Raw genomic sequence first — 22,615 nt, 5'->3', positions numbered from 1 at the left:
TGCCGCCGGGGGCGTGCCGCTCAGCCGGCGGCGCTGCGGTATTCGGCCACGCCGAAGCCGGCCTCGGGCGCCGCCTCGTCGCCTTCGATGGCGGGGGCGTCGGCGGGCGCGTCCACGCCCAACAGATGCAGTTCGGCCGTGATGAGGCCTTCGATCAGACTTGTCATGTTCCCTCCTAGGAACCCGGGGTTCCAGAACAGCAGTGTTGCGATGGCCGCCGGGCCGGGGCCAGCGGCGGCAACGAACGACCATGGTCCGCCCCAGCGCCGGCTCGCGTCCAGTCGAATGTTTCAATCGCGGCCATAGGCGGGCGTGATTGCCCCGATGCGCAGCAGGGCTTTCAGGCCGCGCTCAGCCGCGCCGGCGCGCCTCGCCCGGCGTGCAGCCGTAATGTTGCGCATACAACCGGCGCAGGCTGCCGGCATTGCCCAGGCCGATCTCGTCGGCGATCGCGGCCACGCTGTGCGCGGAGTTGAGCAGGCGCCAGTGCGCGATCTCCATGCGCATGCCTTGCAGGTAGGCATGTGCACTCATGCCGAACTCGGCCTGGAACAGGCGGTCGAGGTGGCGCCGGCCCACGCCGCATTGCCGCGCCAGCGCGTCGACCGTGGGGGCGTCGCGCAGGGTCTCGCGCATCAGCGTGAGCGCGCGCGCGAGATAGCGATTGGTGTGCGGCGCGCCGCCGTGCGAGCGCAGGCGGTGCGACAGCGGGCGCACGCCGTCGACCAGCATGTCGGCCAGCCCCTTGCTGGCGCGCGCCGCGCCGCAGTGGCGCGCCAGCAGCGCCACCGCCATGTCGATGGCGGCGGTGCCGCCCGCGCAGCTGATGCGGTCGCGGTCGAAGCAATAGAGCGCGTCCGGCGCCACCGCGATGCGCGGGAAGGCCTGGCGGAACTCGTCGACGTGGCGCCAGTGCAGCGCCACGCGATAGCCGTCGAGCAGGCGCGCCTGCGCCAGCAGGAAGCTGCCGTTGTCGATGCTGACCAGCGGCAGGCCATGGCGGCGCGCCGCCCGCAGCAGGGGGGCGTAGCGCGGCGCAAGCGCGCGGGCGGCCTCGGCGCTGCGGCTGCCGAAGATCACGAGGTAATCGTAGGCGCCGAAGTCCGCCGCGTCGGCGCGCAGGTCGAGGTTGACGGACACGCCGCTGCTGGATGCGACCGGCCCGTCGTCCAGGCCGAGCAGCGACCAGCGGCAATGCCGCTGGCGGCTGCGGTCGTCGTCATCGGCCGAGAAACGCAGCTTGTCGATGAAGGCGCCGAAAGGCAGGAGCGCGAAGTCGGGCAGCGGCAACAGCAGCAGCCGCAGGACGGGCGCGGTCGGGTCGGAAGGCATGGCGGCACGTTCAAGTCCAGATCCGGATTCATTCTAGCCAGATGCGATCCCTGTGCGGCGCTTCGCCCTGGCTAGACTGGCGGCCTTCGATACGGGATTCGGGAGCGCGGCGGTGGAATGGAAAACCTGGCTGGTCTATGCGGTGGCGGTGCTGGGCCTGTCGCTCACGCCGGGGCCCAACAGCCTGCTGGTGATCGCGCACGGCGCGCTGCACGGCCATCGCCGCACCCTGTGGACCATCGCCGGCGGCGCGCTGGGCTTTGTTGCGCTGATCGCCCTGTCGATGGCCGGCATCGGTGCCTTGCTGCAGGCCTCGCCGGCTGCGCTGGTGGCGCTCAAGTTCGTCGGCGGCGCCTATCTGCTGTGGCTGGGCTGGCAGCTCTGGCGCGCGCCGGCGCTGGTGCTGGGCGTCGCTGCGGACGCGGCGGGCCCGGTGTCGCGACCCCGGGTGCGCGGGCGCACCCTGTTGCGCCAGGGCCTGCTGGCGGCGATCTCGAATCCGAAGGTGCTGCTGTTCTATGGCGCCTTCCTGCCGCAGTTCATCGCGCCGGGGCGCGATCTGTGGCCGCAGTTCGTGGTGATGGCGCTCACCTTCGCCGTCACCGAGGCGCTGGTGGAGTTCGGCCTGGCGAGCCTCACGCACCGCATCCGCCCGTGGATCGAGCGCGCCGGCCGCCGCTTCAACATGGCCTGCGGGGTGCTGTTCGCGCTGATCGGCGCGGCCCTGCCCTTCGTGCACTGAGCGTCGGCCCGCGCCGCGGGGCACGGCGGCGCGAGGAGGGCGCGGGCATGAAAAACCCCGCCGTGGCGGGGTTTCCGGGGCGCTCGCGCGTGATGGGCGCGGCTCAGCCGAGCGCCTTTGCGGCGGCCGCCACCATGCGTTGCACCAGCGGCTGCACGCGGCCGGCCAGGTCGTCGCGATAGCCGAACGGGAAGGTCTCGTCCATGTAGGTGGACTGGCACATCTCGAGCTGGATCGCATGCACGCCCTGGCCCGGGTTGCCGTAGTGGCGCGTGATGTAGCCGCCCTTGAAGCGGCCGTTCACCGCCCAGGTGTAGTCGCCATTGGCCTCGAGCTCGCGCTGCACCGCCTCCTGCAGCGCAGGGGCGCAGGTCTTGCCGTCGGAGGTGCCGATGTTCAGGTCGGGCAGCTTGCCGTCGAACAGGCGCGGCAGCACGCTGGCGATGGAGTGGGCCTCCCACAGCAGCACGTGGCCGTGCGCGGCCTTGATGCGCGCGATCTCGCGCGTGAGCTGGTCGTGGTAAGGCTGCCAGTAGTCGGCCAGGCGCCGGGCCTGCTCGGCGGCGTCGGGGGCGGCGCCCTCGAGATAGAGCGGCTCGCCGCGGAACGAGGCGGCCGGGCACAGGCCGGTCTTGGTCTGGCCGGGATAGAGCGATTCGTCGTCGGGCGGACGGTTCAGGTCGATCACGTAGCGCGAATAGCGCGCGCCCAGGATCGAGGCGCCCATGGCTTCGGCGAAGGCGTAGAGCCGGTCCAGGTGCCAGTCGGTGTCGGCCACCGTCTGGGCGACGGGCGTCATGCGCGAGCGCAGCGCGGCCGGGATGTCCTGGCCCAGGTGAGGGATCGAGATGAACAGCGGCGCGGAGCCGGCCTTGAAATGAAACGGAGTGTCGGTCATGGGAGAGGCTGGGGGCGCGCGCAGCGCACGCGCGCGCCGGGGACTGTCGAGCCCCCATTGTAGCCAGCCTCTGCGCGGCGCTTCAGGAAGCGCCGTAGGTGAGCGACAGGTAGTGGCGATGGCGCTCGTACTGGTCGAGGATGTCGCCGATCACCTCGTCGCGGCTCCAGCCCATGATGTCGTAGTCCTGGCCGCCCTCGCGCAGGTGCACCTCGGCGCGGAAGTAGCGCCGCTCTTCTTCGTTGCGCGCCTCCTCGGGCGTGAGGCTGGGCCGCACCTCGGCCATGGGATAGACGGTGTAGGAGAAGTCCAGGTGCTCGCCGTGACCCACGCGGAACGTGAGCTGGCCGTCGTCGCCCGGCTCCAGCGCGGTCTCGTAGCCCTCGCGCGTGAGTTCGGTGGCCACGTCTTCCATGGCCGGGCGCACCACGTCGCTGATGTAGCGCTGCACGTGCGAGCGCTTGGGCATCATGATCATGTTGCGCAGGCGGCGCTGCCACGGCTCGGCGCTGCCGCCGGCCGCGGCGCGGCTGACCGTGCGGTAGCGCAGGCGCCGCTTGGTGGTGTCCTGCTTGAGGGCGCGGAACAGCCCCCAGAGCGACACCAGGATCACGATCGAGAAGGGCAGGGCGCTCGCCACCGTGGCGGTCTGCAGCGCCTTGAGCCCGTCGGCCAGCAGCAGCGCGATGGCGACCAGCCCCATCAGCACCGACCAGAACACGCGTTGCCAGACCGGCGCGTCGTCGGCGCCGCCCGAGGCCAGCATGTCGACGACCAGCGCGCCGGTGTCGGCCGAGGTCACGAAGAACACCAGCACCATCAGCACGGCAAAGCCCGAGATCACGCGCGCCCACGGGAACTGCTCGAGGAACACGAACAGCGCCAGCGTGCTGTCGCTCTGCACCGCCTCGGCCAGGCCGGTCGCACCCTTGAACAGGATGTGATAGATCGCGGTGTCGCCGAACACCGTCATCCAGAGCAGCGTGAAGCCGGTGGGGATCAGCAGCATGCCGCCCACGAACTGGCGGATGGTGCGGCCGCGCGAGATGCGCGCGATGAACACGCCCACGAAGGGCGACCACGCTATCCACCAGCCCCAGTAGAACAGGGTCCAGCCGCCGATCCAGTCGGTCGGGTTGTAGGCGTAGAGGTTGAAGGTGCGCGACACCAGGCCCGAGAGATAGACGCCGATGTTCTCGACGAAGGTCTGGAGCAGGAACAGCGTCGGGCCCACGACGACCACGAAGGCCAGCAGCAGCACCGCCAGCACCATGTTGCCTTCGGAGAGGTAGCGCACGCCTTTGTCGAGGCCGCTGGCCGCCGACAGCGTGGCCAGCGCGCAGGCCAGCACGATCAGGCCGATCTGGATCGGAATGCCGTTGGGAATGTCGAACAGATAGGTGAGGCCGGCGTTCATCTGCGCCACGCCCAGGCCGAGCGAGGTCGCCACGCCCAGCACGGTGCCGATCACGGCGAAGATGTCGACCGCGTGGCCGATGGGGCCGTGGATGCGTTCGCCGAGCAGCGGATAGAGCGCCGAGCGCAGCGTCAGGGGCAGGCCGTGGCGGTAGCCGAAGTAGGCCAGGATGAGCGCCACGCTGGCGTAGATCGCCCAGCCGTGCAGGCCCCAGTGGAAGAAGGTGATCGACAGCGCGTCGCGCGCCGCCTCGGGCGTGCCGCCGGCGCCGAACGGCGGCTCGAGAAAGTGCATGACCGGCTCGGCCACGCCGAAGAACATGAGGCCGATGCCCATGCCGGCGGCGAACAGCATCGAGTACCAGGTCAGGTCGCGGTAGTCGGGCTCGGAGTGGTCGGGGCCGAGCTTGATGTCGCCGAAACGGCTGAACGTGACGTACAGCATGCTCAGCACGATCACGGCGACGGCCAGCATGTAGAACCAGCTGGCGTTGGCGAAGATCCAGGCCTGCATGCTGCCGAACAGGCTCTGCGCCGCGTCGGGCGCGGTGGCCGCGAATATCACCAGGGCCACGATGAAAAGCCCGGAGGTGTAGAACACGGGCTTGTTGACCTTCATGCGGAACTTGCTTTGACTCATGGGCTTCTCCGGCCGGTTTTTCTGGACTGCGCTGCGCGAGCCTCCTATTAGTACCGCAGCCCGTGCGATGCCTGCAACCGTTGGCGGGGGCTTGCCAGCGCGCGCCGCGCGGGCGAGTATCGACGCTGTCGACATGCCATGCGAGGGTCACGATGATCAGGCTCGCCCGCGCGCCCAGCCTGTTGCTGGCGCAGCATTGGGTCAATCTGCTGGCGCAGGCGCGCATTCCGTGCGAGCTGCACAACCAGTATCTGCAGGGGGCGCTGGGAGAGATCCCGGTGGATCAGTGCGGACCGGAGGTCTGGATCGAACACGAGCGCGACCTCGAGGCCGCACGCGCGCTGATCCATGAGGGAGCGCCCGCAGGGGCGCTGCCCTGGCATTGCGCCGGGTGCGGCGAGCGGCTCGAGCCGCAGTTCACGGTGTGCTGGCAGTGCGGGGCCGCGCGCCCGGCCTGAGCCGCGCGGCGCGCCGGCCGGGTCAGGCCCGGCGCAGCCGCAGCCGGGTGATCTCGGAGGAGGCGCCCAGGCGTTTCGGCGGGCCCCAGTAGCCGGTGCCGCGGCTGATGTAGAGCCACATGCGGCCGTGGCGGTGCAGGCCGGCCACGTATGGCTGCTGCAGCCGCACGAAAAAGCGCCACGGCAAGAACTGGCCGCCGTGCGTGTGGCCCGAGAGCTGCACGTCGTAGCCGACCGGCTCCGCGGCGACGGCGCTGCGCGGCTGGTGCGCGAGCAGGATCCGCACGGCGGCCGCGGGGGCGCCCGCCAGCGCGCGCACCGGATTGCTGCGCTGTTGCGGGTCGAAGGCGCCGGCGCTGTAGTCGGTCACCCCCGCCACGACCAGCGTCGCGTCCTGCGTCTTCAGGTTTACGTGCTCGTTCTGCAGCACGTGCAGGCCGAGGCGGCGAAACTCCGCGACCCAGGGCGCGGCGCCGGAATAGTATTCATGGTTGCCGGTCACCAGGTACACGCCCTGGCGCGCGCGCAGCTGCCCGAGCGGGGCGGCGTGGTCGCGCAGCTGCGCCACGTTGCCGTCCACCACGTCGCCGGTGATCGCGATCAGGTCGGGGGCGAGCGCGTTGGTCGCGTCCACGATGGCCTGCACATAGCCGCGCTTGATGGTCGGTCCCACGTGGATGTCGCTGAGCTGCACGATGGTGTAGCCCTCCAGCGCGGCGGGCAGGTCGGCGATCGGCAGGTCCACGTCGACCACCGGGGCACGGCGGCGCGCGTTGTAGAAGCCCACCGCGCTGGCCAGCAGCGCCAGCGCCGGCACCGCGATCGCGCTGCCCTGGCGCAGGCCGGGCCACGGCACGCTCAGGCCGCCGAGCGCGGCGAACCAGGCAAGCAGCAGCGCGGCGTCGCGGATCACGGTCAGGACGAACAGCGACGAGAAGAAGCCCATGGCCAGCAGCCCGATCCAGGCCATGCGGTCGCCGAAGGGCTGGCGGCCGGACGAGCGGCTCAACATGCCGAGCGGGATCACGATGCAGCTCGCCAGCAGCAAGAGGGCGCCGACGAGCGCGCCCGGCAGGCCCACGCCCAGGTCCGGGAGGAGGCGCAGGCCCACGTAGGCATGGGCCGCGAGCCCGAGGGCGATGAAACGGACGAAGAAGGAAGACTTGCGCAGGGCCACGGTCGCACTCGGGTCGGAAACGTCAGCCGCCATTCTAGGGCGGGGCGAGCCCTTCTGAGCGCCGGGTGGCGGCAAGGTTCCCGCCGCGTGTTGCACACTGAAGCGCTTGCGCCGGGGCGGCTGGCCTATGCTGGTGCGTGAATCCGCCACCACGAGGAGCCGCCCATGTTGGACCATGTCGCGCTGCATTTCAGCGATTTCGCGCGTAGCCGCGCCTTCTATCTGAGTGCGCTGGCCGCGATGGGCTACGTGCCGCGCAAGACCTTCGATACCGACATGGGGTTCGGCCCGGGCGAGGTCGACGAGGCCGACGACCCGGGCGGCGAGTTCTGGATCCACGAGGGCACCCCCAGCACGCCGCGCGTGCACGTGGCCTTTCGGGCCCGCAGCCGCGCCGAGGTCGATGCCTTCCATCGCGCGGCGCTGGCCGCCGGCGGCCGCGACAACGGCGCGCCCGGCCTGCGCCCGCAGTACCACGCCAACTACTACGGCGCCTTCATCCTCGACCCCGACGGCTACAACGTCGAGGCGGTCTGCCACCGTCCGGCCTGAGCGCGCGGCGCCCCGGGCGGCGCGCCGGCCGGCACCCCTTGGAGGCCCGCGCCGCGCTCCCTATACTGGGGCGGCGCCGGACCCCGGCGCCCCAGGAGAAGCCATGCCCTATGCCTTGTTGATCGTCGAACCCGTGGGCCAGCGCGCCAGCCGCAGCGCCGCCGAGGGCGAGGCGTTGTACGCCAGCATGCTCGAGTTCGCCGCCGGCCTGCGCGCGCGCGGCGTGCTGCGCGAGGCCCAGTCGCTGCTGTCGCAGGAGCAGGCCGTGCGGGTGCAGGTGCGCGAGGGCGAGACGCGCCTGCTCGATGGCCCCTACGCCGAGCTCAAGGAGATGGTGGGCGGCTTTTTCCTGCTCGACTGCGCCAGCCGGGCCGAGGCGCTGGAGATCGCGCGGGCCTGTCCCGCGGCGCGGTGGTGCACGGTCGAGTTACGCGAGCTGGGCCCCTGCTTTCTGTAATCGCATAGGTATTTACCCTAGGTCGCGTGTCCGCGTGTCGAGAACGCGGCCGCTCGCACGTCGTGTCGATACGGACCGGCGCATCCCGCGGCCGGCCGCTCCAGGAGAGATCCGATGCGATTCATGATCATCGTCCGGGCCAACGCCATGAGCGAGTCGGGCGCGCTGCCCGAGGCCAGCCTGCTCGAGGCGATGGGCGCCTTCCACGAAGAACTCGCGGCCGCCGGCGTGCTGCTCGACGCCATGGGGCTGCAACCCAGCAGTCGCGGCTTTCGCGTGCGCCATCAGGGCGGGCGGGCCACGGTCATCGACGGCCCGTTCGCCGAAACCAAGGAGCTCATCGCCGGCTTCACGCTGATCCAGGTGCGCGACCGCGCCGAGGCGCTGGCCTGGGCGCGCCGCTATCCGGCGCCGTTCGGACCCGACCGCGACGGCGAGATCGAAGTCCGCCAGGTGTTCGAGGCCGAGGATTTCCCGCCCGCCACCCGCGCCTGAACGCCCACGCGCCCCACCCATCACGCGGCCGGTCGCTGCGCGCCGCCGCCAGGAGTTTTCCATGCACAAGCAGATCTTCGTCAATCTTCCCGTGGCCGACCTGCCGCGCTCGCAGGCCTTCTTCAGCGGCCTGGGATTGCGCTTCAACCCCAAGTTCACCAACCAACAGGCGGCCTGCCTCGTCATCGGCGAAAACCTCTACGCCATGCTGCTGGTCCACGACTTCTTCCAGGGTTTCTCCGGCCGGCCGGTGGCCGATGCGCGCCAGGCCACCGAGGTGATGGTGGCGCTCTCGTGCGAAAGCCGCGAGGAGGTCGACGAGGTGGTGCGCCGCGCGCTCGCCGCCGGCGGCACCGCGCCGCGCCCGCCCCAGGACTACGGCTTCATGTACTCGCACGGCTTCGAGGATCCGGACGGCCACATCTGGGAGCTGGTCTACATGGACCCCGACGCCGAGCCGCCGGCGGCCTGACGATGACGGCGCAGGACGAGGTTCGCCATGCGATCGACGCCGTCTGGCGCATCGAGTCGCCCAAGGTGGTGGCGCACGCCGCGCGCTACCTGCGCGACGTGGCCCTGGCCGAGGAGGCCGCCCAGGATGCCCTGGTGGCCGCGCTCGAGCATTGGCCGCGCGACGGGGTGCCCGCCAACCCGGCGGCCTGGCTCATGACCGCCGCCCGCCACCGCGCGCTCGACATGCTGCGCCAGGCGGCGGCCCAGGCGCGCGGCGGCGATGCGCTGGCGCGCGAGACCGAGGCGCTCGGCGCCGCGTTCGAACCCGACATCGCCGATGCGATCGACGCGCGCCGCGCCGACGACATCGGCGACGACATGCTGCGGCTGATCTTCACGGCCTGCCATCCGGTGCTCTCGGCCGATGCGCGGGTGGCGCTCACCCTGAAGCTGCTGGGCGGGCTCTCCACCGCCGAGATCGCGCGCGCCTGCCTGCAATCGGAGGCCACCGTGGCGCAACGCATCGTGCGCGCCAAGCGCACGCTCAGCGCGGCCGGCGTGCCGTTCGAGGTGCCGCGCGGCGAGGCGCGGCATGCGCGGCTGGACGCGGTGCTGGAGGTGATCTATCTCATCTTCAACGAGGGCCATGCCGCGACCGCCGGCGACGCATGGACGCGCCCCGCGCTGTGCGACGAGGCGCTGCGGCTGGCGCGCGTGCTGGCCGCGTTGATGCCGCAGGAGGGCGAGGTGCTGGGCCTCGCCGCGCTGTTGGAATTGCAGGCCTCGCGCCTGCCGGCGCGCGTGGATGCGCAGGGCCGCCCGGTGCTGTTGCTGGACCAGGACCGCGGCCGCTGGGACCGCCTGCTGATCCGCCGCGGCCTCGCGGCGCTGGCGCAGGCACTGGCCTGCGGCCCGGCCGGCCCCTATGTGTTGCAGGCGGCGCTGGCGGCCTGCCATGCGCGCGCGGCGCGTGCGGCCGACACCGACTGGGCAGAGATCGTGCGGCTGTACGACGCGCTGTATGCCTGCCTGCCCTCGCCGGTGGTGGCGCTCAATCGCGCCGTGGCGGTCGGCATGGCGCAAGGCCCCGAGGCCGCGCTCGTGCTGGTGGACGCGCTCGGGCAGTCGCCGGCGATGGCGCAGTATCCGTGGTGGTGGAGCGCGCGCGGCGATCTGCTGGCGCGGCTGGGACGCGGGGAGGAGGCGGCCACGGCCTTTCTGCGGGCCGCGGCGCTGACGCGCAACCAAGCCGACCGGACGTTGCTGGAAGCCCGCGCTCAGCAGGCGCGCGCTCAGCAGGCGCGCGCTTAGCAGGCGCGCGCTCAGCAGCGATCAGGTGCCGAACAGACAGACGCCCGGAAAGATGAGCGGAAAGACGCCGGGCCGGCGGGCGGCGCCGACGGCGCGCGCCCGGGCTGATCGTGGCCGATCAGCCGACGGTGTCGCGCCACCACAGGCGCATGCTGTCCCAGGCGCGACCGGCGATGCCGGCCTCGGGCACGGGCTGTTTGGCCACCAGCGGCACCTGCATGGCGGGCTTGCCATCGACCGTGATCTGCACCACGCCGACCTGCTGCTGCGCCGTGACCGGCGCCACCAGCGTCGCGACCGGCTGGACCGAGCGCTCGATACGCGCGCCGGCCGGGGTGGTGAGGTAGAAGTCCTGGGCATAGCCCACCGGCACCACGTCGGCCTGGCCCTTCCAGACCTGCTGCTCGCCGGCGGCCTCGCCGGCCTGGTAGAGGCGCACGGTGCGGAACGCGCCATAGCCCCATTCGAGCAGCGTGCGCGCTTCCTGCGTGCGGGTCTTGTCGGAGTCGGTGCCGATCACGACCGCGATCAGGCGGCGCTGCAGGCCGCCCTCGGCACGCGAGGCGCTGCCGATCAGACAGTAGCCGGCCGATTCGGTGTGGCCCGTCTTCATGCCGTCCACGCTGGGATCGGCCCAGAGCAGGCGGTTGCGATTGGGCTGGCGGATGTTGTTGTAGGTGTACTCGCGCGTGGTGTCGTAGCGTCGCGCGGTCTGGCCGAAGTCGCGCGACATGCGTGCGGCCAGCGTGCCCAGGTCGGCGGCGGTGGAGTAGGTCTGCGCGTCGGGCAGGCCGCTCGGGCTGTTGAAGTGCGTGCCGGCCAGGCCCATGGCCTGCGCCTGCTGGTTCATGCGCGCCACGAAGGCCTCGACCGAACCGCTCACGGCCTCGGCCAGCGCCACCGCGGCGTCGTTGCCGGACTGCACCATCAGGCCGTAGAGCAGGGCGTCGATGCTGACCTGCTTGTTGGGCTCGAGAAACATGCGCGAGCTGCCCGGCGCCACTTTCCAGGCGCGGGTGGAGATCGTGACCTGCTGCTCCAGCGTGATCTCCTTGGCGGCGAGCGCCTGGAACACCACGTAGGCGGTCATGATCTTGGTGAGCGAGGCGGGTTCGATGCGCGCGCTGGCGTTCTGTGCGCCCAGCACCTGCCCGCTGGTGGCATCGAGCAGCAGCCAGGCCCGCGCGGTGAGCGTGGGCGCGGCCGGCGAGTGCGCGGCGGAAGACGGGGCGGCGAGTGCGACGGGAGACTGGGGGGCGGCGGCGACGGCGGCGGGCAGGGGCCAGGCCAGCGCCACGCAGGCGGCCAGCGCCAGGCGGCGCGCGGAAGAAATACGGAACATGCTGAGACGGCTATCCTTGTTGGTATCAGGGCGCCGGTGGCGTGGCGCCCGGCCTGTTTGGCCGGGCCGCGCGCGAAAAGTTCAGCCGCGCGGCCGCGCTACCTTAGCATGCGTGCGCTCAGCACGCGTGCGCGTCACAGCAGGTGCTCGATGGGCAGCAGCGAGATGAACCAGACCGAGGTGCGCTGCCACCACGTCGTGCCGGGTTCGGTGTCGTGGCGCAGGGTCTTGCCGTCGCGCTGCTCGAGCCAGTAGAGACGGTCGCGCTCGTCCAGGCAGACGCGGTAGGCGGTGCGCGGGATGCCCTCCAGGAAGACCTCGTCGATGCGGCGCGCCAGCAGCGGGCTGTCGATCACGAAGCCCAGTTCGGTGTTCAGATTGGCCGAGCGCGGGTCGAAGTTGAACGAGCCCACGAACACCCGGCGGTCGTCCACGGCAAAGGTCTTTGCGTGCAGGCTCGAGCCCGAGCTGCCGAACGGCCCGAGGCCCTTGCTGCGTTCGGGCTCGTTCGCGCCCGCGCGCATTTCCCACAGCTCGATGCCGGCCTTCAGCAGGTCGCGCCGGCGCTTGGCATAGCCGGAATGCACCACCGCCACGTCGGTGGCTTCGAGGGCGTTGGTCAGCACCCGCACCTTCACGCCGCGCTGCGCGATCTCGCCGAGCGCGCGCGTGCCGCTCTCGGTCGGCACGAAATACGGCGAGACCAGGTCGAGCACGGTCTCGGGCACGCCGATGATGTTTTCGAGCTGATGGGCCACCGACGCCTCGGGCGGCGCGCGGTCCAGCACCTTGGCCGGATCGTCGCTCACCATGCGGGTCGGCGCCCACTCGAACTCGAGCTCGCTGGCCATCAGCTTGCGGATGAAGGCGGAGTCGCGCAGCGCCAGCGCATAGGCCGAGGCGCGCGGATCGGCCTGGATCGCACCGGCCTCGCGGGCCAGGCGCTCGAGCGCATCGGGCGCGGCGGCGGGCACCAGCCGCTCCACCGGATAGGCCGATTCGCTGTTCCAGTAGCGGTCGAAGTCGGCCGAGACGTCGTGGACGACGGGGCCGATGGCGAGCACGTCCAGGTCGGCGAACAGCACGTCGTCGGTGGCGCCGAAGTACTCGTCGCCGATGTTGCGGCCGCCGATGATGGTGGCCTGGTTGTCGGCCGTGAACGACTTGTTGTGCATGCGCCGGTTCAGGCGCGAGAAGTCGGTGAGGTAGCCGATGAACTTCGGCCGGCGCACCACGAAGGGGTTGAACAGCCGCACTTCGATGTGGGGATGCTCGGCCAGGGCGGCCAGCACGGCGTCCAGGCCCGAGGTGCCGTTGTCGTCGAGCAGCAGCCGCACGCGCACGCCGCGGTCGGCCGCGAGGTGCAGGGCCTCGAGCAGCATCGTGCCGGTCATGTCGCCGTGCCAGATGTAGTACTGCACGTCGAGCGTGCGCGTGGCGGCGTGGGCCAGCAGCATGCGCGCGGCGAAGGCGTCCTGCGCCTGCGCGAGCGCGTGGATGCCGGCATCGCCGGGGTGCTGGTCGGCCAGCGGCGCGATGGCGCGGCCCAGCGGCGTGTCGCGGGCCTGGTCGGCGTCGAGCGCGTGGGTCACGCTGCGGTTCTCCTGGGACGGCAGGGCGCAGCCCGCGAGCAGGCCCGCGCACAGGACGAGCGCGGCGGCCAGCCAGGAAGGAAAGGGCGCCCGAAACATGCCCGCTATTGTGCACGAAGCCGACGACACGCTCTGCGCACGCGGGCACGCCAATTGCGGCGCGGCCGGACCATTGCGTCGAGGGAGCCCCCATGCACCGGTCCAAACGCCTGCCGCCGCGCCGCGCGCGGGCCGCGATGCTGTTCGCGGCCCTGGCGCTGACCGTGCTCGACGCGGCGGGCGCGGGCACCGACGAGCCCGACTTCAGCGCCGACGCGCAGGTGCAGCGCGAGGCGGTGCCGATGGCGCGCGAGGCCGTGCAGTTCGCCTGGCGCCGCTACGACATCGCGCTCGACGGCACCGAGGCCAGCATCGAACAGGTGGAGCAGACGCTGGCCCGGTTGAGCGCGGCCTATGCCAGCGTCGAGCCCAAGCCTTCCGATGAAGAAGTGATGACGTTCGCGCAGCGCTTCGGCGCCTACGTGGGCGAGATCTACCGCCAGAATCACGGCGGCGACTGGGGCTGGGTGCGGTTGGAGGCCAGGCGCTTTCCCGGCGTGCGCACGCGCGCGGGCCGCGTGGTGTGGCCGAGCGGCCGGGTGTACGAGCGCATCACGCGCGGGGCCGACTACAGCGTGGCCGACTACTACACCGACCTGCTCAAGCGCTGAGGCGCGCGCTCACAGCAGCGGCCAGGCCTGCGAGGCGGCGAGCTGTTGCAGCGGCGCCAGGCGCTGCGTCTGGCTGGTCTCGTCGAGCTCGGCCAGGCGGGTGCGCCAATCGTCGTAGAGCTCCTGGGCAAAGGCATCCTGGAAGCGCAGGCCCGCCTGCGCGTCGAGGCGCCAGCGGCCCTGGGTGCGGTCCAGCAGCGCCACGATGGCCTGGGCCTGTTCGAGATAGCGCGCATCGGCCTGCCAGCTCTGCTCGACCGCGCCGCGCTGCCGCGCCGCCTGCTCGCCCAGCAGTTCCTGCAGCCGGTCGCGCTCGGCGCGCGGCAGGCGCAGCTGCCCCGCCAGCGCCGTGCCGTCGTCCAGATCCTTGAGCCAGCCGTCGCGATGGCGCGAGGCCAGCGTGTGCGCCTGCCGCAGCTGTTCGCCGGCCCGATCCACGCCCACGTTCGCCGCCAGGCTGGCGGGCGCCAGGGCGCGGGTCAGGTCGAGCGCCTCGAGCGCGCGCGCGTAGTCGCGCTGCCGATCCAGCGCGCGGCCGATCAACGACCTGGCCAGCCGCTCGTATTCGCCGAAGGCGCCGCTGGCCTGCGGCGCGGCGTCGACCTCGGGCATCTTGCGCCAGTCGGCCGTGCGCAGCGCCGTCTCGAGTCGCTGCTGCGTGAGCTTGAGCGCGTCGCCGTAGACCTGGCGTTGCTGCCTGCCATCCATGCCGCGCACCACGTCGATCACCGACAGGGGCAGCAGCACCAGGCAGGCGACCAGCACCACCCGGTATTGCGCGCGCGGGGAACGCAGGCGCTTCCAGATGAAGGTGACGATCAGCAGGAGCAGGACGATGAAGGCCTGGGTACAGGCGGCCACGAAGGCTTGCAGGGGACTGTGGCTGCGCAGCAGCGCTTCCGCGCTGGCGGCCACCAGCACGGCGAGGGCGGCGGCGTGGGTGACTTGCCGCAGCGCCGGGCTGGGATCGGCCCAGCGGTCGAGGGGGCCCGCACGGAGAAAGGAAAACAAACGCTTGCGCAACAGCGACTCCGGCCTGGCAATGTTATGGCTAACGACGAATTGTAATAACAATTTACATGATGCCTGAAGCGTTCAATTCGGGGAATAGCCCAAAAGGATGGTCGTTACCACGCGGGGAGCGGGCGCGATTCGGACGAAGTCATGGTGTCTGTCATGCTAATATTTAGCATTCTAAATAAATGACGCGCCGGTCCCGGCGCGCCCCTCCCATGGAATCGTTCCGTCCTCCCGTCTCCATCGGTCGCCTGCTCGTCGTCGGCGGCCGCCAGTGGCGCAAGCGCATCGACCAGGCGCTGCAGGCGCACGGCCTGTCCCAGGCCACCGCCTGGCCGCTGCTGGTGCTGCGCACCCACGGCGCGCCCTTGCGCCAGGGTGTGCTGGCCGAGGAGATCGGGGTCGAGGGGGCTTCGCTGGTGCGCGTGATCGATGCGCTGGACGAAGCCGGGCTGATCGAACGCCTGCCCGATGCGCACGACCGGCGCGCGCGCTGTGTCGGCCTGAGCCCGGCCGGCGCGGCGAAGGCGGGCGAGATCGCGCGCATCGTCGACGAGGTGCGCGCCGAGGTGATCGAGGGTCTGCCCCAGGCCGAGCTGGCCGTGGCCGAACGCGTGCTGGCCGCGGTCAACGCGCGGCTCGAGCAGCTCAACGCGCAGGAGCCCGGCGCGTGATCCTGCAGGCCCTGACTTACCGGCCGAGCGTCAATGACGCGATCTTTTCGGCCAAGAATTTCATTGCCGCGATGCTGGCGCTGTACATCTCGCTGCAGCTCGATTTCCAGCGGCCGGCCTGGGCCATGGCCACGGCCTACATCATTGCCCATCCGCTGTCGGGCGCGCTGACTTCCAAGGCGGTCTACCGCGTGATCGGCACGGTGTTCGGCGCGGCGGTGGCGGTGATGATGGTGCCGGCCATGGTGAACGCGCCGGTGCTGCTGTCGGGCGCGCTCGCGCTTTGGGTGGGGCTGTGCCTCTACATCTCCATGCTCGACCGCCGCCCGCGCAGCTACATTTTCATGCTGGCCGGCTACACGGCCGCCATCGTGGGCTTCTCCAGCGTGTCGGATCCGCTGCTGGTGTTCGACACCGCGATCGCGCGCTGCGAGGAGATCACGCTCGGCATCCTGTGCGCCACGCTGGTCAGCCATCTGCTCCTGCCGCGCCACGTGGGCGGTCTGGTGTCGATGCGGGTCGAGACCTGGCTGCGCGATTCCGCCACCCTGCTGATCGACAGCCTGCACGGCGCCGAGGGCGTGCGCCGCCTGCCGCATGACCTGCACCGGCTCGCCGCCAGCGTGTCGGAGCTGCGCACCCTGTTCGTGCACCTGGCCTACGAGAAGCCGCAGCTGCGCGGCGGCGAGCGGGTGCTGCACGCGCTGCACGACCGGATGTCGCTGATGCTGCCCATCATCGGCGCCATCGCCGACCGGGTGAATGCGCTGCGCGCCCTGCCGGGCCCGCACGCCGACATCGACGTACTGGTGACGGCGCTCGAGCGCTGGCTGCGGCCCGCGCCGCAGGACGACGCCGACGCGGCGCTGGCCGACCTGCGCCGCCACATCGCGCGCCTGCGCGGGCAGGGCGGTCCGGCCGCCGTGCCCGGCGGCGCGGCCGCCACCGAGGACGCCGGGGCGGCCTGGCCGGCGATCCTGCGCGCCAGCCTGGCGCTGCGGCTCGAACGGCTGGTCGAGCTGCGCCGCGACGCGCACGATCTCTGGCGCCACATCGTGCGCGGCCGCCCGGTGGCGCGGCCGCTGCGGCGTTCGCGCCCGGTGGGCGAGCTGCGCGACCACGGCATCGCGCTGCGCTGCGGCGCGGCCGCCGCGCTGTCGGTGGCCTTCTGCGCGCTGATCTGGATCGGCCTGGGCTGGAGCTCGGGCGTGATGGCGGTGCAGATGGCGTCGGTGGGATCGTGCATCCTGTCGTTCATGGACGACCCCGTGCCCGCGCTCAAGACCTTTCTGCAATGCACCGTGCTGTCGGTGTTCGTGGTGGCGCTGTATCTGTTCGGCATCCTGCCGGCCCTCACGCATTTCCCGATGCTGGTGCTGGTGATGGCGCTGTTCCTGCTCCCGATGGGCATGATGCAGGCCTCGCTCGCGCACTTCGGCATCGCGCTGCCCATGATCGCCAACTTCATCCTGCTGCTGAACCTGCACAACGTGCAGAACGAAGCCTTCGACGCCTATCTCAACGGGGGCATCGCGTCGGTGATCGGCTTTGCGATCCCGACGCTGGTGATCTACTTCGTGCGCTCGATGAATCCGGACACCAGCGTGCGCCGCCTCATGGCGGGCGGCTGGGCCGAGATCGCCGAGGTGGCGCGCGGCCGGCGCCTGGTGTCGCGCGACCATCTGGCGCGCCGCATGTATGACCGCGTGGCGTTGATGGCGCCGCGCGCCGGCGGCGCGGCACCCGCGGTGCGCGCCAAGGCCCTGCGCGCCAGCTTCGAGTTCGGCGCGGCCGTCAACCTGGCCGAGCTGCAACGATTGCGTGCGCAACTGCCGCTCGCAGGACGCGCCGTGCTGGACGATCTGCTGGGCGCGCTGGCGCGCCTGTTCGAGGCGCGCAAGCGCCGCCGCGATGGCGCCGATGCCGCCGATGCGGCGCTCACGCTGCTCGACGCCGCCCTCACGCAGGTGCGCCGCGACCCGCCCGCGCGCGGCCGCGCGGAGATCCTGGCCGCGCTGTCCGGCCTGCGGCTCGCCTTCTTCGGCGACGCGCAGCCGTATCGGGCGTAGCGCTCGGAAGCGGCGGCATCGCGCGTGGGCGCGGCTGCGCCATCGAGATCCGACAGGGGCGCTTGACACCATTTCATATTTGGGAAATTATCCCGATTATGGAAAATTCAACCGAACCGATGACGGCGGCCCTGGCCGAGCGCCTGCGCCAGTTGCGCGCCGAGCGCGGCTGGCCGCTGGACCAGCTTGCCGAGGCCAGCGGACTGAGCCGCGCGACGCTCTCCCGCATCGAGAACGCCGAGGTGAGTCCCACGGCCCAGGCGCTGGGCCGGCTGTGCGCGGCCTTCGGCCTGCCGATGTCGCGCCTGCTGCACATGGTCGAGAGCGCCTACCCGCCGGTGGTGCGGCGCGAGACGCAGCCGGTGTGGCGCGACCCCTCGGTGGCCTTCGAGCGCCGCCAGGTCTCGCCGCCGGCGCAGGCGCTGGCCGGCGAGGTGCTGGGCTGCGAGATCGGCCCGGGCCAGCGCATCGACTACGCGGCGTCGCCGCGACCCGGCATGGAACACCATCTGTTGCTGGTCGAGGGGCGCCTGCGCGTGGAGATCGAGGGCACGCCGCACGAGCTCGCGCCCGGCGACTGCCTGCGCTATCAACTGCACGGCCCCAGCGCGTTCGAGACGCCGGCGGGGCAGGGCGCGCGCTACTTTCTTTTCATCGTGTGAGGCACGTCATGAGCATCGACATCGAACGGGTGGCGGGCGACGCCGCCTGCGCCGTGCTGCCCGACCTGGCCGACGTGCTGCATGCCTGCGTGGCGCAGGGCGCGAGCGTGGGCTTCATCGCGCCCTTCACGCCCGAAGACAGTCTTGCCTACTGGCAGCGCCGCGTGCTGCCGGGCGTGCGCACGGGCGGCGTCGCGTTGCTGGTGGCGCGTGTCGCGGGCAGGGTGGTGGGCACGGTGCAGCTGGACTGCGACACGCCGGCCAACCAGCCGCACCGCGCCGAAGTGCGCAAGCTGCTGGTGCATCCGGCGGCGCGGCGGGGCGGGATCGCGCGGGCGCTGATGGCCGCGGTCGAGGCGGACGCGGCGCAGCGGGGGCGCACGCTGCTCACGCTCGACACGCGCAGCGGCGATCATGCCGAGCCGCTGTACCGGTCGTTGGGCTATGTGGAGGCGGGCCGGATCCCGGGCTATGCGCGGGCGGCCGATGGGCCGCGGCTCGACGCCACGACCATCATGTACAAGGTGCTGCCGGCCGGGGCGCTCAGGCCGGCGGCTTGAGGCCCACGCTGTAGGCGGGCGCATTGCCGCGCGCGGCGGCCTTGATCTTGAGCATCGAGCCGCCGGGTGTGTATTCGAATTCCTGGAACGTGATCTCGAACCACTGGTGAAAGCTGGTGCGCTGGAATTCCGGCACCCAGACGCGCGCCTTGCGCGGGTCGCAATGGAATTCGACTTCGGTCTGCTCGATGTTCAGCGGGCGCGCGGTGCCCAGGCGATAGCTGGCGCGCACCTCGGCGCGTTGCACCGTGCCCGGTTTCCACTCGAGCCCGAGGAGGGCCATGAATTGCTCGATCGCCTCGGCGTCGTAGAACGAATTGGGCGACCGGCCACCGCCCTTGGGGGCGGGTTTTTGCTTGTTTCTGCTCATGGGCGCCACTTTACCGTAGCCCGCGCCGGCGTGCCGCGCCGCGCGAATTGCGTCCCTTATTTTTCGCTGAAACACAAAGGCGCCGGCTACCCGGATTTCCTGCCTTTATCCGGCCGATTGGCGACCGGCCGCCCCGCCTAGAATTCCTTCCATCCTGCCCGGGGTGCGCCAGCGCGCGCCGCGGCCGCAGCCCGCGCCGTCCGCCTCGGGGCCGCGCCTTTCCGTACCGCATTCTCTACAGGGGCAAGCACCCATGAATCCTTCGACCCTGATCGGCGCCGCCGTTGGCGTGGTCACGTTGATCCTGGTGGTGGCACTGTCGGCCACCTCGCCGTCCATCTACTTCAATGCGCCGGGCCTGGCCATCGTCGTGGGCGGCACCGCGGCCGCGCTGTTCCTGGCCTATCCGCTGCGCGAGGTGCGCCGCGTGTTCCGCCTCGTGACCACCGTGTTCCGCCACGACAAGCTCGACACCGAGCGCGACATCGAGGAGCTGGTGTCGCTGGCGCAGCTGTGGATGAACAACGATGTGCGCAAGGTCGAGGCCGCGCTCAAGAACGTGTCCAATCCGTTCCTGCGCACGGGTGTGCAACTGGTGATCGACAACACGCCCGAAGACCAGATCATCGAGCTGCTGCAATGGCGCATCGCCCGCCTGCGCGCGCGGGAACACGCCGAGGCGCAGATGTTCCGCGTCATGGCGGGCTTCGCGCCTGCCTTCGGCATGCTCGGCACCCTGGTGGGCCTGGTCAACATGATGTCGGTGCTCGGCACCGGCACGATGCAGCAGATCGGCGAGCAGCTCGCGGTGGGCCTGATCACCACTTTCTACGGCATCCTGCTGGCCAACCTGGTGTTCAAGCCGATCGCCGTCAAGCTCGAGCGCCGCACCGCGCAGCGCGTGGAAGTGATGAACATGGTGCTGCAGGGCATCGCGATGATGTGCGAGCGCCGCGGCCCGGCCGTGGTGCGCGAGACGCTCAATTCCTTCGTGGCGCACATCGAAGACGAAATCGATGACGGCTCGGCCGATGCCGCCGCCCGCGCGGCCGCCAAGCCGGCCAAGCCGGCGCGCGGTCCGCTGCGCATGCCGCCGATCCTGGGCGGCGCGCGTGCCGCCAACGCACCCAGCGCGCCGCGCAAATGAGCCTCGCGATCTCGTCCACGCTGGCCGACCGGATCGAGGCGGCCCGCAAGCGCCAGGAGGCCGCCGAACGCGAGCGCGCCGCCAAGGTGGCGCGCGCGGCGGGTACCGCCCGCTTCGAACGCTGGCATGTGCCGGAAAACCAGGATCACGAGTCCGAGGGCTGGCTGGTCACGTATCTCGACCTGATCACGCTGCTGCTGGCGCTGTTCGTGGTGCTGCTGGCCGTGGCCCGCCTGAGCGGCGCGCCGCTCACGCCCACGCCTTCGTCCATCGACCTGGTCGGCTCGGTGAACGCCGCCGTGGCCGCGCCGATGCCGCCCGCCGGCAACGATCCCGATGCCAGCCAGGCCGGCCGCTGGCTCGGCCTGCCCGCGATCGCGGAAGACCAGCCTTTCATGGTGTTCGACACCTACGCGCCCGCGCCGGTCGAACCCGCCCCGGCCGAGCCCGCGCTCGCCCTGCCCACCAAGGACCAGCTCGGGCTGGACGACCTGGGCAAGTCGATCGACGTGATCGTCAACGACAAGACCATCAGCTTCCGCATCAGCAACGAGCTGCTGTTCCCGTCGGGCCAGGCGACGCTCAGCCCGGGCGGCCTGGACGTGATCAAGAAGGTGGCCGAGGTGCTCAAGCGTTCCGAGTATCCGGTCTCCGTCGAGGGCCACAGCGACAACGTGCCGATCCAGACGCGCCAGTTCCCGTCGAACTGGGAGCTGTCGAGCAGCCGCGCCACCAGCGTACTGCGCGAGCTCACGCGCGACGGCGTGGCCGGCTCGCGGTTGCGCGCGGTGGGTTACGCCGACACGCGGCCGCTCGAAGCGGGCAGCACGCCGGCGGCGCGCGCCGCCAACCGCCGGGTCGAGCTGATCATGGAAATCACGCCGCACAGCGAGCCGGTGGAGCGTCTGCCTGCCGCTGCCGCGAAGGCCGCGGGCGTGCCCGCGGCGGCGAAGCCGGCTGCCACGCCCGCCTCGGGAGCGCCCGCCGCGGGATCGCCCGCCGCAGGTTCGCCCGTCGTGACTGCGCCCGCGGCAGCTTCCGCCGCGCAGGCGCCTGCCACGGCCGAGCCTGCCGTCGTCGCCGCGCCCGTGGCGACGGTCGCGCCCGCAAGCGTCGCCTCGCCGGCGCAGTGATCAGGGTTCGCCATTGTCGGCGTGGGCCCGGAATCCCGGGCGTGCGCGCAGGCGCGTGAAGTAGTCACGCACCGCCGGCAGCGCGGGGGCCGCCGCGCCGGCGGCGCCGGCCACCTCCAGGGTGCGATACCAACGTGTCACCGACAGGCCGATGGGAATGTCGGCCAGCGTGAAGGCCGCGCCGCCCACATAGGCGGCGGTGCGCTCGAGCCTGCCCTCCAGCACCTGCATGTAGCGCGCCCAGGCGACGAGCGAAGCCGCGATGCCGGCCGCGTCGAGAAAGTCGGCATGCCGCCGCACCAGTCCCATGAAGGCCGGCCGCCACGCCGTGTTCAGGTCGCTCGCCTGCCAGTCCATCCATTGATCCACGTGCGCACGGGCCTGCGGCTCGGCGGGGTAGAGCGCCGGGGCGTGCGCGCCGTGGCGGTTGGCGAGATAGCGCAGGATGGTGTTGGACTCCCACAGCACGAAGTCGCCGTCGCGCAGCACCGGGACCATGGCGTTGGGATTGAGCGCGAGAAACGCCGGGTCGGAGGTCGGCCGGAAGCCGGCGCCCCAATCTTCGCGCGTGTAGCGCAGCCCGAGTTCGTCGCAGGCCCACAGGACCTTGCGCACGTTGATGGAGGCGGCCTTGCCGAGGATCTGGATCATGAGGGGCATCGCGCATCGCGCATCGCGCGACGTCCGCGCGCTCGCAGTCTAGCGCCGTCGCGAGGTGCGGGAGCAGGCACAGTCTGCCCTGTCGCGGGGCATAACAGCGCGTTGCGGGGCGGGGGCGCGCTGGGGGCTGCGTGGCGCTCAGGGAATACGCCACTGCCCGCGCGGCCCGCCGGGCTGGCATAATTCTCTCCAAAATTGGCGCCAATTATCGCGGCCGCGACGCATGCCGGCGGGCCGTGCCGCGCCGCCCTGGCGTCGTTCGCCGCCTTCCTCTTTTTCCCCCGCACTCATGGACACGCTGGACCAACAACTGCTGGGCATGCTGCGCGCCGATGCGCGCGCGCCCGTCGCCACCCTGGCGCGCCGGCTCGGCGTGTCGCGCGGCACCATCAACAACAGGCTCGCCCGGCTCGAGACCAGCGGCGTGATCGTGGGCTACAGCGCGCGCCTGCGGCCCGATGCCGTGCCCGAGGAGATCGTGGCCTGGATGAGCATCGCGATCGACGGCCACGAGACCCGCCGCGTGGTGAACCTGCTGCTCGGCGAACCGGCGGTGGCGGGGCTGCACGACACCAATGGGCGCTGGGACCTGCTCGCCGAGCTGCGCGTGGGCAGCATCGGCCAGATGTCGGAAGTGCTCGAGCGGGTACGGCTGATCAAGGGGATCGCGGCCACCGAAACCAGCATCCACCTCAAGAGCTACAAGGCCGACTGAGCGGGCCCTACGGGATTACCCCGTTGCCGCCGG

Annotated in this window: 25 protein-coding genes; 15 read left to right on the top strand and 10 right to left on the bottom strand. The window is 71.4% G+C overall.

The window, feature by feature from the left end:
- Positions 1 to 20: 20 nt before the first annotated feature.
- Together CEG14_RS26445 and CEG14_RS21620 are read right to left on the bottom strand one after the other, a co-directional pair.
- Positions 21 to 167 (bottom strand): hypothetical protein, encoded by a 147-nt coding sequence (locus CEG14_RS26445; protein WP_179280650.1) that lies wholly within the window; start codon positions 165 to 167, stop codon positions 21 to 23.
- A gap of 184 nt (positions 168 to 351) precedes the next feature.
- A complete protein-coding gene (locus tag CEG14_RS21620; RefSeq protein ID WP_094828462.1) occupies positions 352 to 1,332 on the bottom strand; it encodes a GlxA family transcriptional regulator in 981 nt (326 codons plus the stop codon).
- A gap of 112 nt (positions 1,333 to 1,444) precedes the next feature.
- On the opposite strand from CEG14_RS21620, the gene CEG14_RS21615 reads away from it, so the two are divergent.
- The gene (locus tag CEG14_RS21615; RefSeq protein WP_094828461.1) at positions 1,445 to 2,074 is read left to right on the top strand and encodes a LysE family translocator; all 630 of its coding nucleotides are present in this window, start codon (positions 1,445 to 1,447) and stop codon (positions 2,072 to 2,074) included.
- 103 nt (positions 2,075 to 2,177) lie between these two features.
- Here CEG14_RS21615 and hutG read toward each other — a convergent pair whose 3' ends face one another.
- Together hutG and CEG14_RS21605 are read right to left on the bottom strand one after the other, a co-directional pair.
- Positions 2,178 to 2,972 carry an N-formylglutamate deformylase gene (gene hutG / locus CEG14_RS21610; protein WP_094828460.1) on the bottom strand — a complete coding sequence of 265 codons (795 nt, stop codon included), beginning with the start codon at positions 2,970 to 2,972 and terminating at the stop codon, positions 2,178 to 2,180.
- An 82-nt stretch (positions 2,973 to 3,054) separates the two neighbouring features.
- A complete protein-coding gene (locus CEG14_RS21605) occupies positions 3,055 to 5,028 on the bottom strand; it encodes a BCCT family transporter (protein WP_094828459.1) in 1,974 nt (657 codons plus the stop codon).
- Between the two features lie 152 nt (positions 5,029 to 5,180).
- On the opposite strand from CEG14_RS21605, the gene CEG14_RS21600 reads away from it, so the two are divergent.
- Positions 5,181 to 5,486, top strand: a complete 306-nt coding sequence (locus CEG14_RS21600; RefSeq protein ID WP_094828458.1) for a putative signal transducing protein — start codon at positions 5,181 to 5,183, stop codon at positions 5,484 to 5,486.
- Between the two features lie 22 nt (positions 5,487 to 5,508).
- On the opposite strand, the gene CEG14_RS21595 is transcribed toward CEG14_RS21600, so the two are convergent.
- Complete coding sequence (locus CEG14_RS21595; protein WP_094828457.1) at positions 5,509 to 6,663, bottom strand: metallophosphoesterase; 1,155 nt, start codon at positions 6,661 to 6,663, stop codon at positions 5,509 to 5,511.
- A gap of 165 nt (positions 6,664 to 6,828) precedes the next feature.
- On the opposite strand from CEG14_RS21595, the gene CEG14_RS21590 reads away from it, so the two are divergent.
- The 5 genes from CEG14_RS21590 to CEG14_RS21570 all read left to right on the top strand — a co-directional run bounded on the left by CEG14_RS21590 (position 6,829) and on the right by CEG14_RS21570 (position 9,931).
- Positions 6,829 to 7,215, top strand: a complete 387-nt coding sequence (locus CEG14_RS21590; RefSeq protein ID WP_094828456.1) for a VOC family protein — start codon at positions 6,829 to 6,831, stop codon at positions 7,213 to 7,215.
- Between the two features lie 103 nt (positions 7,216 to 7,318).
- Positions 7,319 to 7,672: a YciI family protein gene (locus CEG14_RS21585; RefSeq protein ID WP_094828455.1), complete on the top strand. Its 354-nt coding sequence runs from the start codon at positions 7,319 to 7,321 to the stop codon at positions 7,670 to 7,672.
- Positions 7,673 to 7,786: 114 nt separating this feature from the next.
- Positions 7,787 to 8,167: a YciI family protein gene (locus CEG14_RS21580; RefSeq protein ID WP_094828454.1), complete on the top strand. Its 381-nt coding sequence runs from the start codon at positions 7,787 to 7,789 to the stop codon at positions 8,165 to 8,167.
- A 61-nt stretch (positions 8,168 to 8,228) separates the two neighbouring features.
- Positions 8,229 to 8,639, top strand: a complete 411-nt coding sequence (locus tag CEG14_RS21575) for a VOC family protein (RefSeq protein WP_143277256.1) — start codon at positions 8,229 to 8,231, stop codon at positions 8,637 to 8,639.
- A 2-nt stretch (positions 8,640 to 8,641) separates the two neighbouring features.
- On the top strand, positions 8,642 to 9,931 hold the full coding sequence (locus CEG14_RS21570; protein WP_094828452.1) for an RNA polymerase sigma factor: 1,290 nt from the start codon (positions 8,642 to 8,644) through the stop codon (positions 9,929 to 9,931).
- A 118-nt stretch (positions 9,932 to 10,049) separates the two neighbouring features.
- Here the strand turns inward: CEG14_RS21570 and CEG14_RS21565 are convergent, their stop codons facing one another.
- Both CEG14_RS21565 and CEG14_RS21560 read right to left on the bottom strand, forming a co-directional pair.
- Positions 10,050 to 11,273, bottom strand: a complete 1,224-nt coding sequence (locus tag CEG14_RS21565; protein WP_094828451.1) for a D-alanyl-D-alanine carboxypeptidase family protein — start codon at positions 11,271 to 11,273, stop codon at positions 10,050 to 10,052.
- A 134-nt stretch (positions 11,274 to 11,407) separates the two neighbouring features.
- The gene (locus CEG14_RS21560) at positions 11,408 to 12,964 is read right to left on the bottom strand and encodes a phospholipase D family protein (protein WP_094828450.1); all 1,557 of its coding nucleotides are present in this window, start codon (positions 12,962 to 12,964) and stop codon (positions 11,408 to 11,410) included.
- Between the two features lie 92 nt (positions 12,965 to 13,056).
- On the opposite strand from CEG14_RS21560, the gene CEG14_RS21555 reads away from it, so the two are divergent.
- Positions 13,057 to 13,575: a hypothetical protein gene (locus CEG14_RS21555; RefSeq protein WP_094828449.1), complete on the top strand. Its 519-nt coding sequence runs from the start codon at positions 13,057 to 13,059 to the stop codon at positions 13,573 to 13,575.
- A 9-nt stretch (positions 13,576 to 13,584) separates the two neighbouring features.
- Here the strand turns inward: CEG14_RS21555 and CEG14_RS21550 are convergent, their stop codons facing one another.
- Positions 13,585 to 14,598 (bottom strand): hypothetical protein, encoded by a 1,014-nt coding sequence (locus CEG14_RS21550; protein ID WP_094828448.1) that lies wholly within the window; start codon positions 14,596 to 14,598, stop codon positions 13,585 to 13,587.
- A gap of 209 nt (positions 14,599 to 14,807) precedes the next feature.
- Between CEG14_RS21550 and CEG14_RS21545 the strand changes: the two genes are divergently transcribed.
- The 4 genes from CEG14_RS21545 to CEG14_RS21530 all read left to right on the top strand — a co-directional run bounded on the left by CEG14_RS21545 (position 14,808) and on the right by CEG14_RS21530 (position 18,557).
- Positions 14,808 to 15,266, top strand: coding sequence for a MarR family winged helix-turn-helix transcriptional regulator (locus CEG14_RS21545; RefSeq protein ID WP_094828447.1), 459 nt, complete (start codon positions 14,808 to 14,810; stop codon positions 15,264 to 15,266).
- The gene (locus CEG14_RS21540; RefSeq protein ID WP_094828446.1) at positions 15,263 to 17,335 is read left to right on the top strand and encodes an FUSC family protein; all 2,073 of its coding nucleotides are present in this window, start codon (positions 15,263 to 15,265) and stop codon (positions 17,333 to 17,335) included. The genes CEG14_RS21545 and CEG14_RS21540 overlap by 4 nt, the downstream gene beginning before the upstream one ends.
- Positions 17,336 to 17,433: 98 nt before the next feature.
- Positions 17,434 to 17,997 (top strand): helix-turn-helix domain-containing protein, encoded by a 564-nt coding sequence (locus CEG14_RS21535; protein ID WP_094828445.1) that lies wholly within the window; start codon positions 17,434 to 17,436, stop codon positions 17,995 to 17,997.
- An 8-nt stretch (positions 17,998 to 18,005) separates the two neighbouring features.
- Positions 18,006 to 18,557, top strand: coding sequence for a GNAT family N-acetyltransferase (locus CEG14_RS21530; protein ID WP_094828444.1), 552 nt, complete (start codon positions 18,006 to 18,008; stop codon positions 18,555 to 18,557).
- On the opposite strand, the gene CEG14_RS21525 is transcribed toward CEG14_RS21530, so the two are convergent.
- Positions 18,541 to 18,927: a hypothetical protein gene (locus CEG14_RS21525; protein ID WP_255032128.1), complete on the bottom strand. Its 387-nt coding sequence runs from the start codon at positions 18,925 to 18,927 to the stop codon at positions 18,541 to 18,543. The genes CEG14_RS21530 and CEG14_RS21525 overlap by 17 nt on opposite strands.
- A 253-nt stretch (positions 18,928 to 19,180) precedes the next feature.
- Here CEG14_RS21525 and CEG14_RS21520 point away from each other — a divergent pair, with 253 nt between their 5' ends.
- Positions 19,181 to 20,074: a motility protein A gene (locus tag CEG14_RS21520; protein ID WP_094828443.1), complete on the top strand. Its 894-nt coding sequence runs from the start codon at positions 19,181 to 19,183 to the stop codon at positions 20,072 to 20,074.
- Entirely contained in the window at positions 20,071 to 21,207 is a 1,137-nt protein-coding gene (locus tag CEG14_RS21515; protein WP_094828442.1) for an OmpA/MotB family protein, read from the top strand. The genes CEG14_RS21520 and CEG14_RS21515 overlap by 4 nt, the downstream gene beginning before the upstream one ends.
- Here CEG14_RS21515 and CEG14_RS21510 read toward each other — a convergent pair whose 3' ends face one another.
- Positions 21,208 to 21,858, bottom strand: coding sequence for a glutathione S-transferase family protein (locus tag CEG14_RS21510; RefSeq protein ID WP_094828570.1), 651 nt, complete (start codon positions 21,856 to 21,858; stop codon positions 21,208 to 21,210).
- A gap of 298 nt (positions 21,859 to 22,156) precedes the next feature.
- Here CEG14_RS21510 and CEG14_RS21505 point away from each other — a divergent pair, with 298 nt between their 5' ends.
- Complete coding sequence (locus CEG14_RS21505; protein WP_094828441.1) at positions 22,157 to 22,582, top strand: Lrp/AsnC family transcriptional regulator; 426 nt, start codon at positions 22,157 to 22,159, stop codon at positions 22,580 to 22,582.
- Positions 22,583 to 22,615: the final 33 nt, after the last annotated feature.

The sequence above is a fragment of the Bordetella genomosp. 1 genome, assembly GCF_002261335.1.
Lineage (GTDB): Bacteria > Pseudomonadota > Gammaproteobacteria > Burkholderiales > Burkholderiaceae_B > Bordetella.
Note: the sequence above shows the minus strand (reverse complement) of the source record. Positions and strands in the feature narration are given on the sequence as shown.

Excerpts from the sequence above, each read along its gene's own strand:
- CEG14_RS26445 (WP_179280650.1), bottom strand. The coding sequence starts at position 167 with ATGACAAGTCTGATCGAAGGCCTCATCACGGCCGAACTGCATCTGTTG.
- CEG14_RS21620 (WP_094828462.1), bottom strand. The coding sequence starts at position 1,332 with ATGCCTTCCGACCCGACCGCGCCCGTCCTGCGGCTGCTGCTGTTGCCG.
- hutG (WP_094828460.1), bottom strand. The coding sequence starts at position 2,972 with ATGACCGACACTCCGTTTCATTTCAAGGCCGGCTCCGCGCCGCTGTTC.
- CEG14_RS21605 (WP_094828459.1), bottom strand. The coding sequence starts at position 5,028 with ATGAGTCAAAGCAAGTTCCGCATGAAGGTCAACAAGCCCGTGTTCTAC.
- CEG14_RS21600 (WP_094828458.1), top strand. The coding sequence starts at position 5,181 with ATGATCAGGCTCGCCCGCGCGCCCAGCCTGTTGCTGGCGCAGCATTGG.
- CEG14_RS21590 (WP_094828456.1), top strand. The coding sequence starts at position 6,829 with ATGTTGGACCATGTCGCGCTGCATTTCAGCGATTTCGCGCGTAGCCGC.
- CEG14_RS21585 (WP_094828455.1), top strand. The coding sequence starts at position 7,319 with ATGCCCTATGCCTTGTTGATCGTCGAACCCGTGGGCCAGCGCGCCAGC.
- CEG14_RS21580 (WP_094828454.1), top strand. The coding sequence starts at position 7,787 with ATGCGATTCATGATCATCGTCCGGGCCAACGCCATGAGCGAGTCGGGC.
- CEG14_RS21575 (WP_143277256.1), top strand. The coding sequence starts at position 8,229 with ATGCACAAGCAGATCTTCGTCAATCTTCCCGTGGCCGACCTGCCGCGC.
- CEG14_RS21570 (WP_094828452.1), top strand. The coding sequence starts at position 8,642 with ATGACGGCGCAGGACGAGGTTCGCCATGCGATCGACGCCGTCTGGCGC.
- CEG14_RS21565 (WP_094828451.1), bottom strand. The coding sequence starts at position 11,273 with ATGTTCCGTATTTCTTCCGCGCGCCGCCTGGCGCTGGCCGCCTGCGTG.
- CEG14_RS21560 (WP_094828450.1), bottom strand. The coding sequence starts at position 12,964 with ATGTTTCGGGCGCCCTTTCCTTCCTGGCTGGCCGCCGCGCTCGTCCTG.
- CEG14_RS21555 (WP_094828449.1), top strand. The coding sequence starts at position 13,057 with ATGCACCGGTCCAAACGCCTGCCGCCGCGCCGCGCGCGGGCCGCGATG.
- CEG14_RS21545 (WP_094828447.1), top strand. The coding sequence starts at position 14,808 with ATGGAATCGTTCCGTCCTCCCGTCTCCATCGGTCGCCTGCTCGTCGTC.
- CEG14_RS21535 (WP_094828445.1), top strand. The coding sequence starts at position 17,434 with ATGGAAAATTCAACCGAACCGATGACGGCGGCCCTGGCCGAGCGCCTG.
- CEG14_RS21530 (WP_094828444.1), top strand. The coding sequence starts at position 18,006 with ATGAGCATCGACATCGAACGGGTGGCGGGCGACGCCGCCTGCGCCGTG.
- CEG14_RS21525 (WP_255032128.1), bottom strand. The coding sequence starts at position 18,927 with ATGAGCAGAAACAAGCAAAAACCCGCCCCCAAGGGCGGTGGCCGGTCG.
- CEG14_RS21520 (WP_094828443.1), top strand. The coding sequence starts at position 19,181 with ATGAATCCTTCGACCCTGATCGGCGCCGCCGTTGGCGTGGTCACGTTG.
- CEG14_RS21515 (WP_094828442.1), top strand. The coding sequence starts at position 20,071 with ATGAGCCTCGCGATCTCGTCCACGCTGGCCGACCGGATCGAGGCGGCC.
- CEG14_RS21510 (WP_094828570.1), bottom strand. The coding sequence starts at position 21,858 with ATGATCCAGATCCTCGGCAAGGCCGCCTCCATCAACGTGCGCAAGGTC.
- CEG14_RS21505 (WP_094828441.1), top strand. The coding sequence starts at position 22,157 with ATGGACACGCTGGACCAACAACTGCTGGGCATGCTGCGCGCCGATGCG.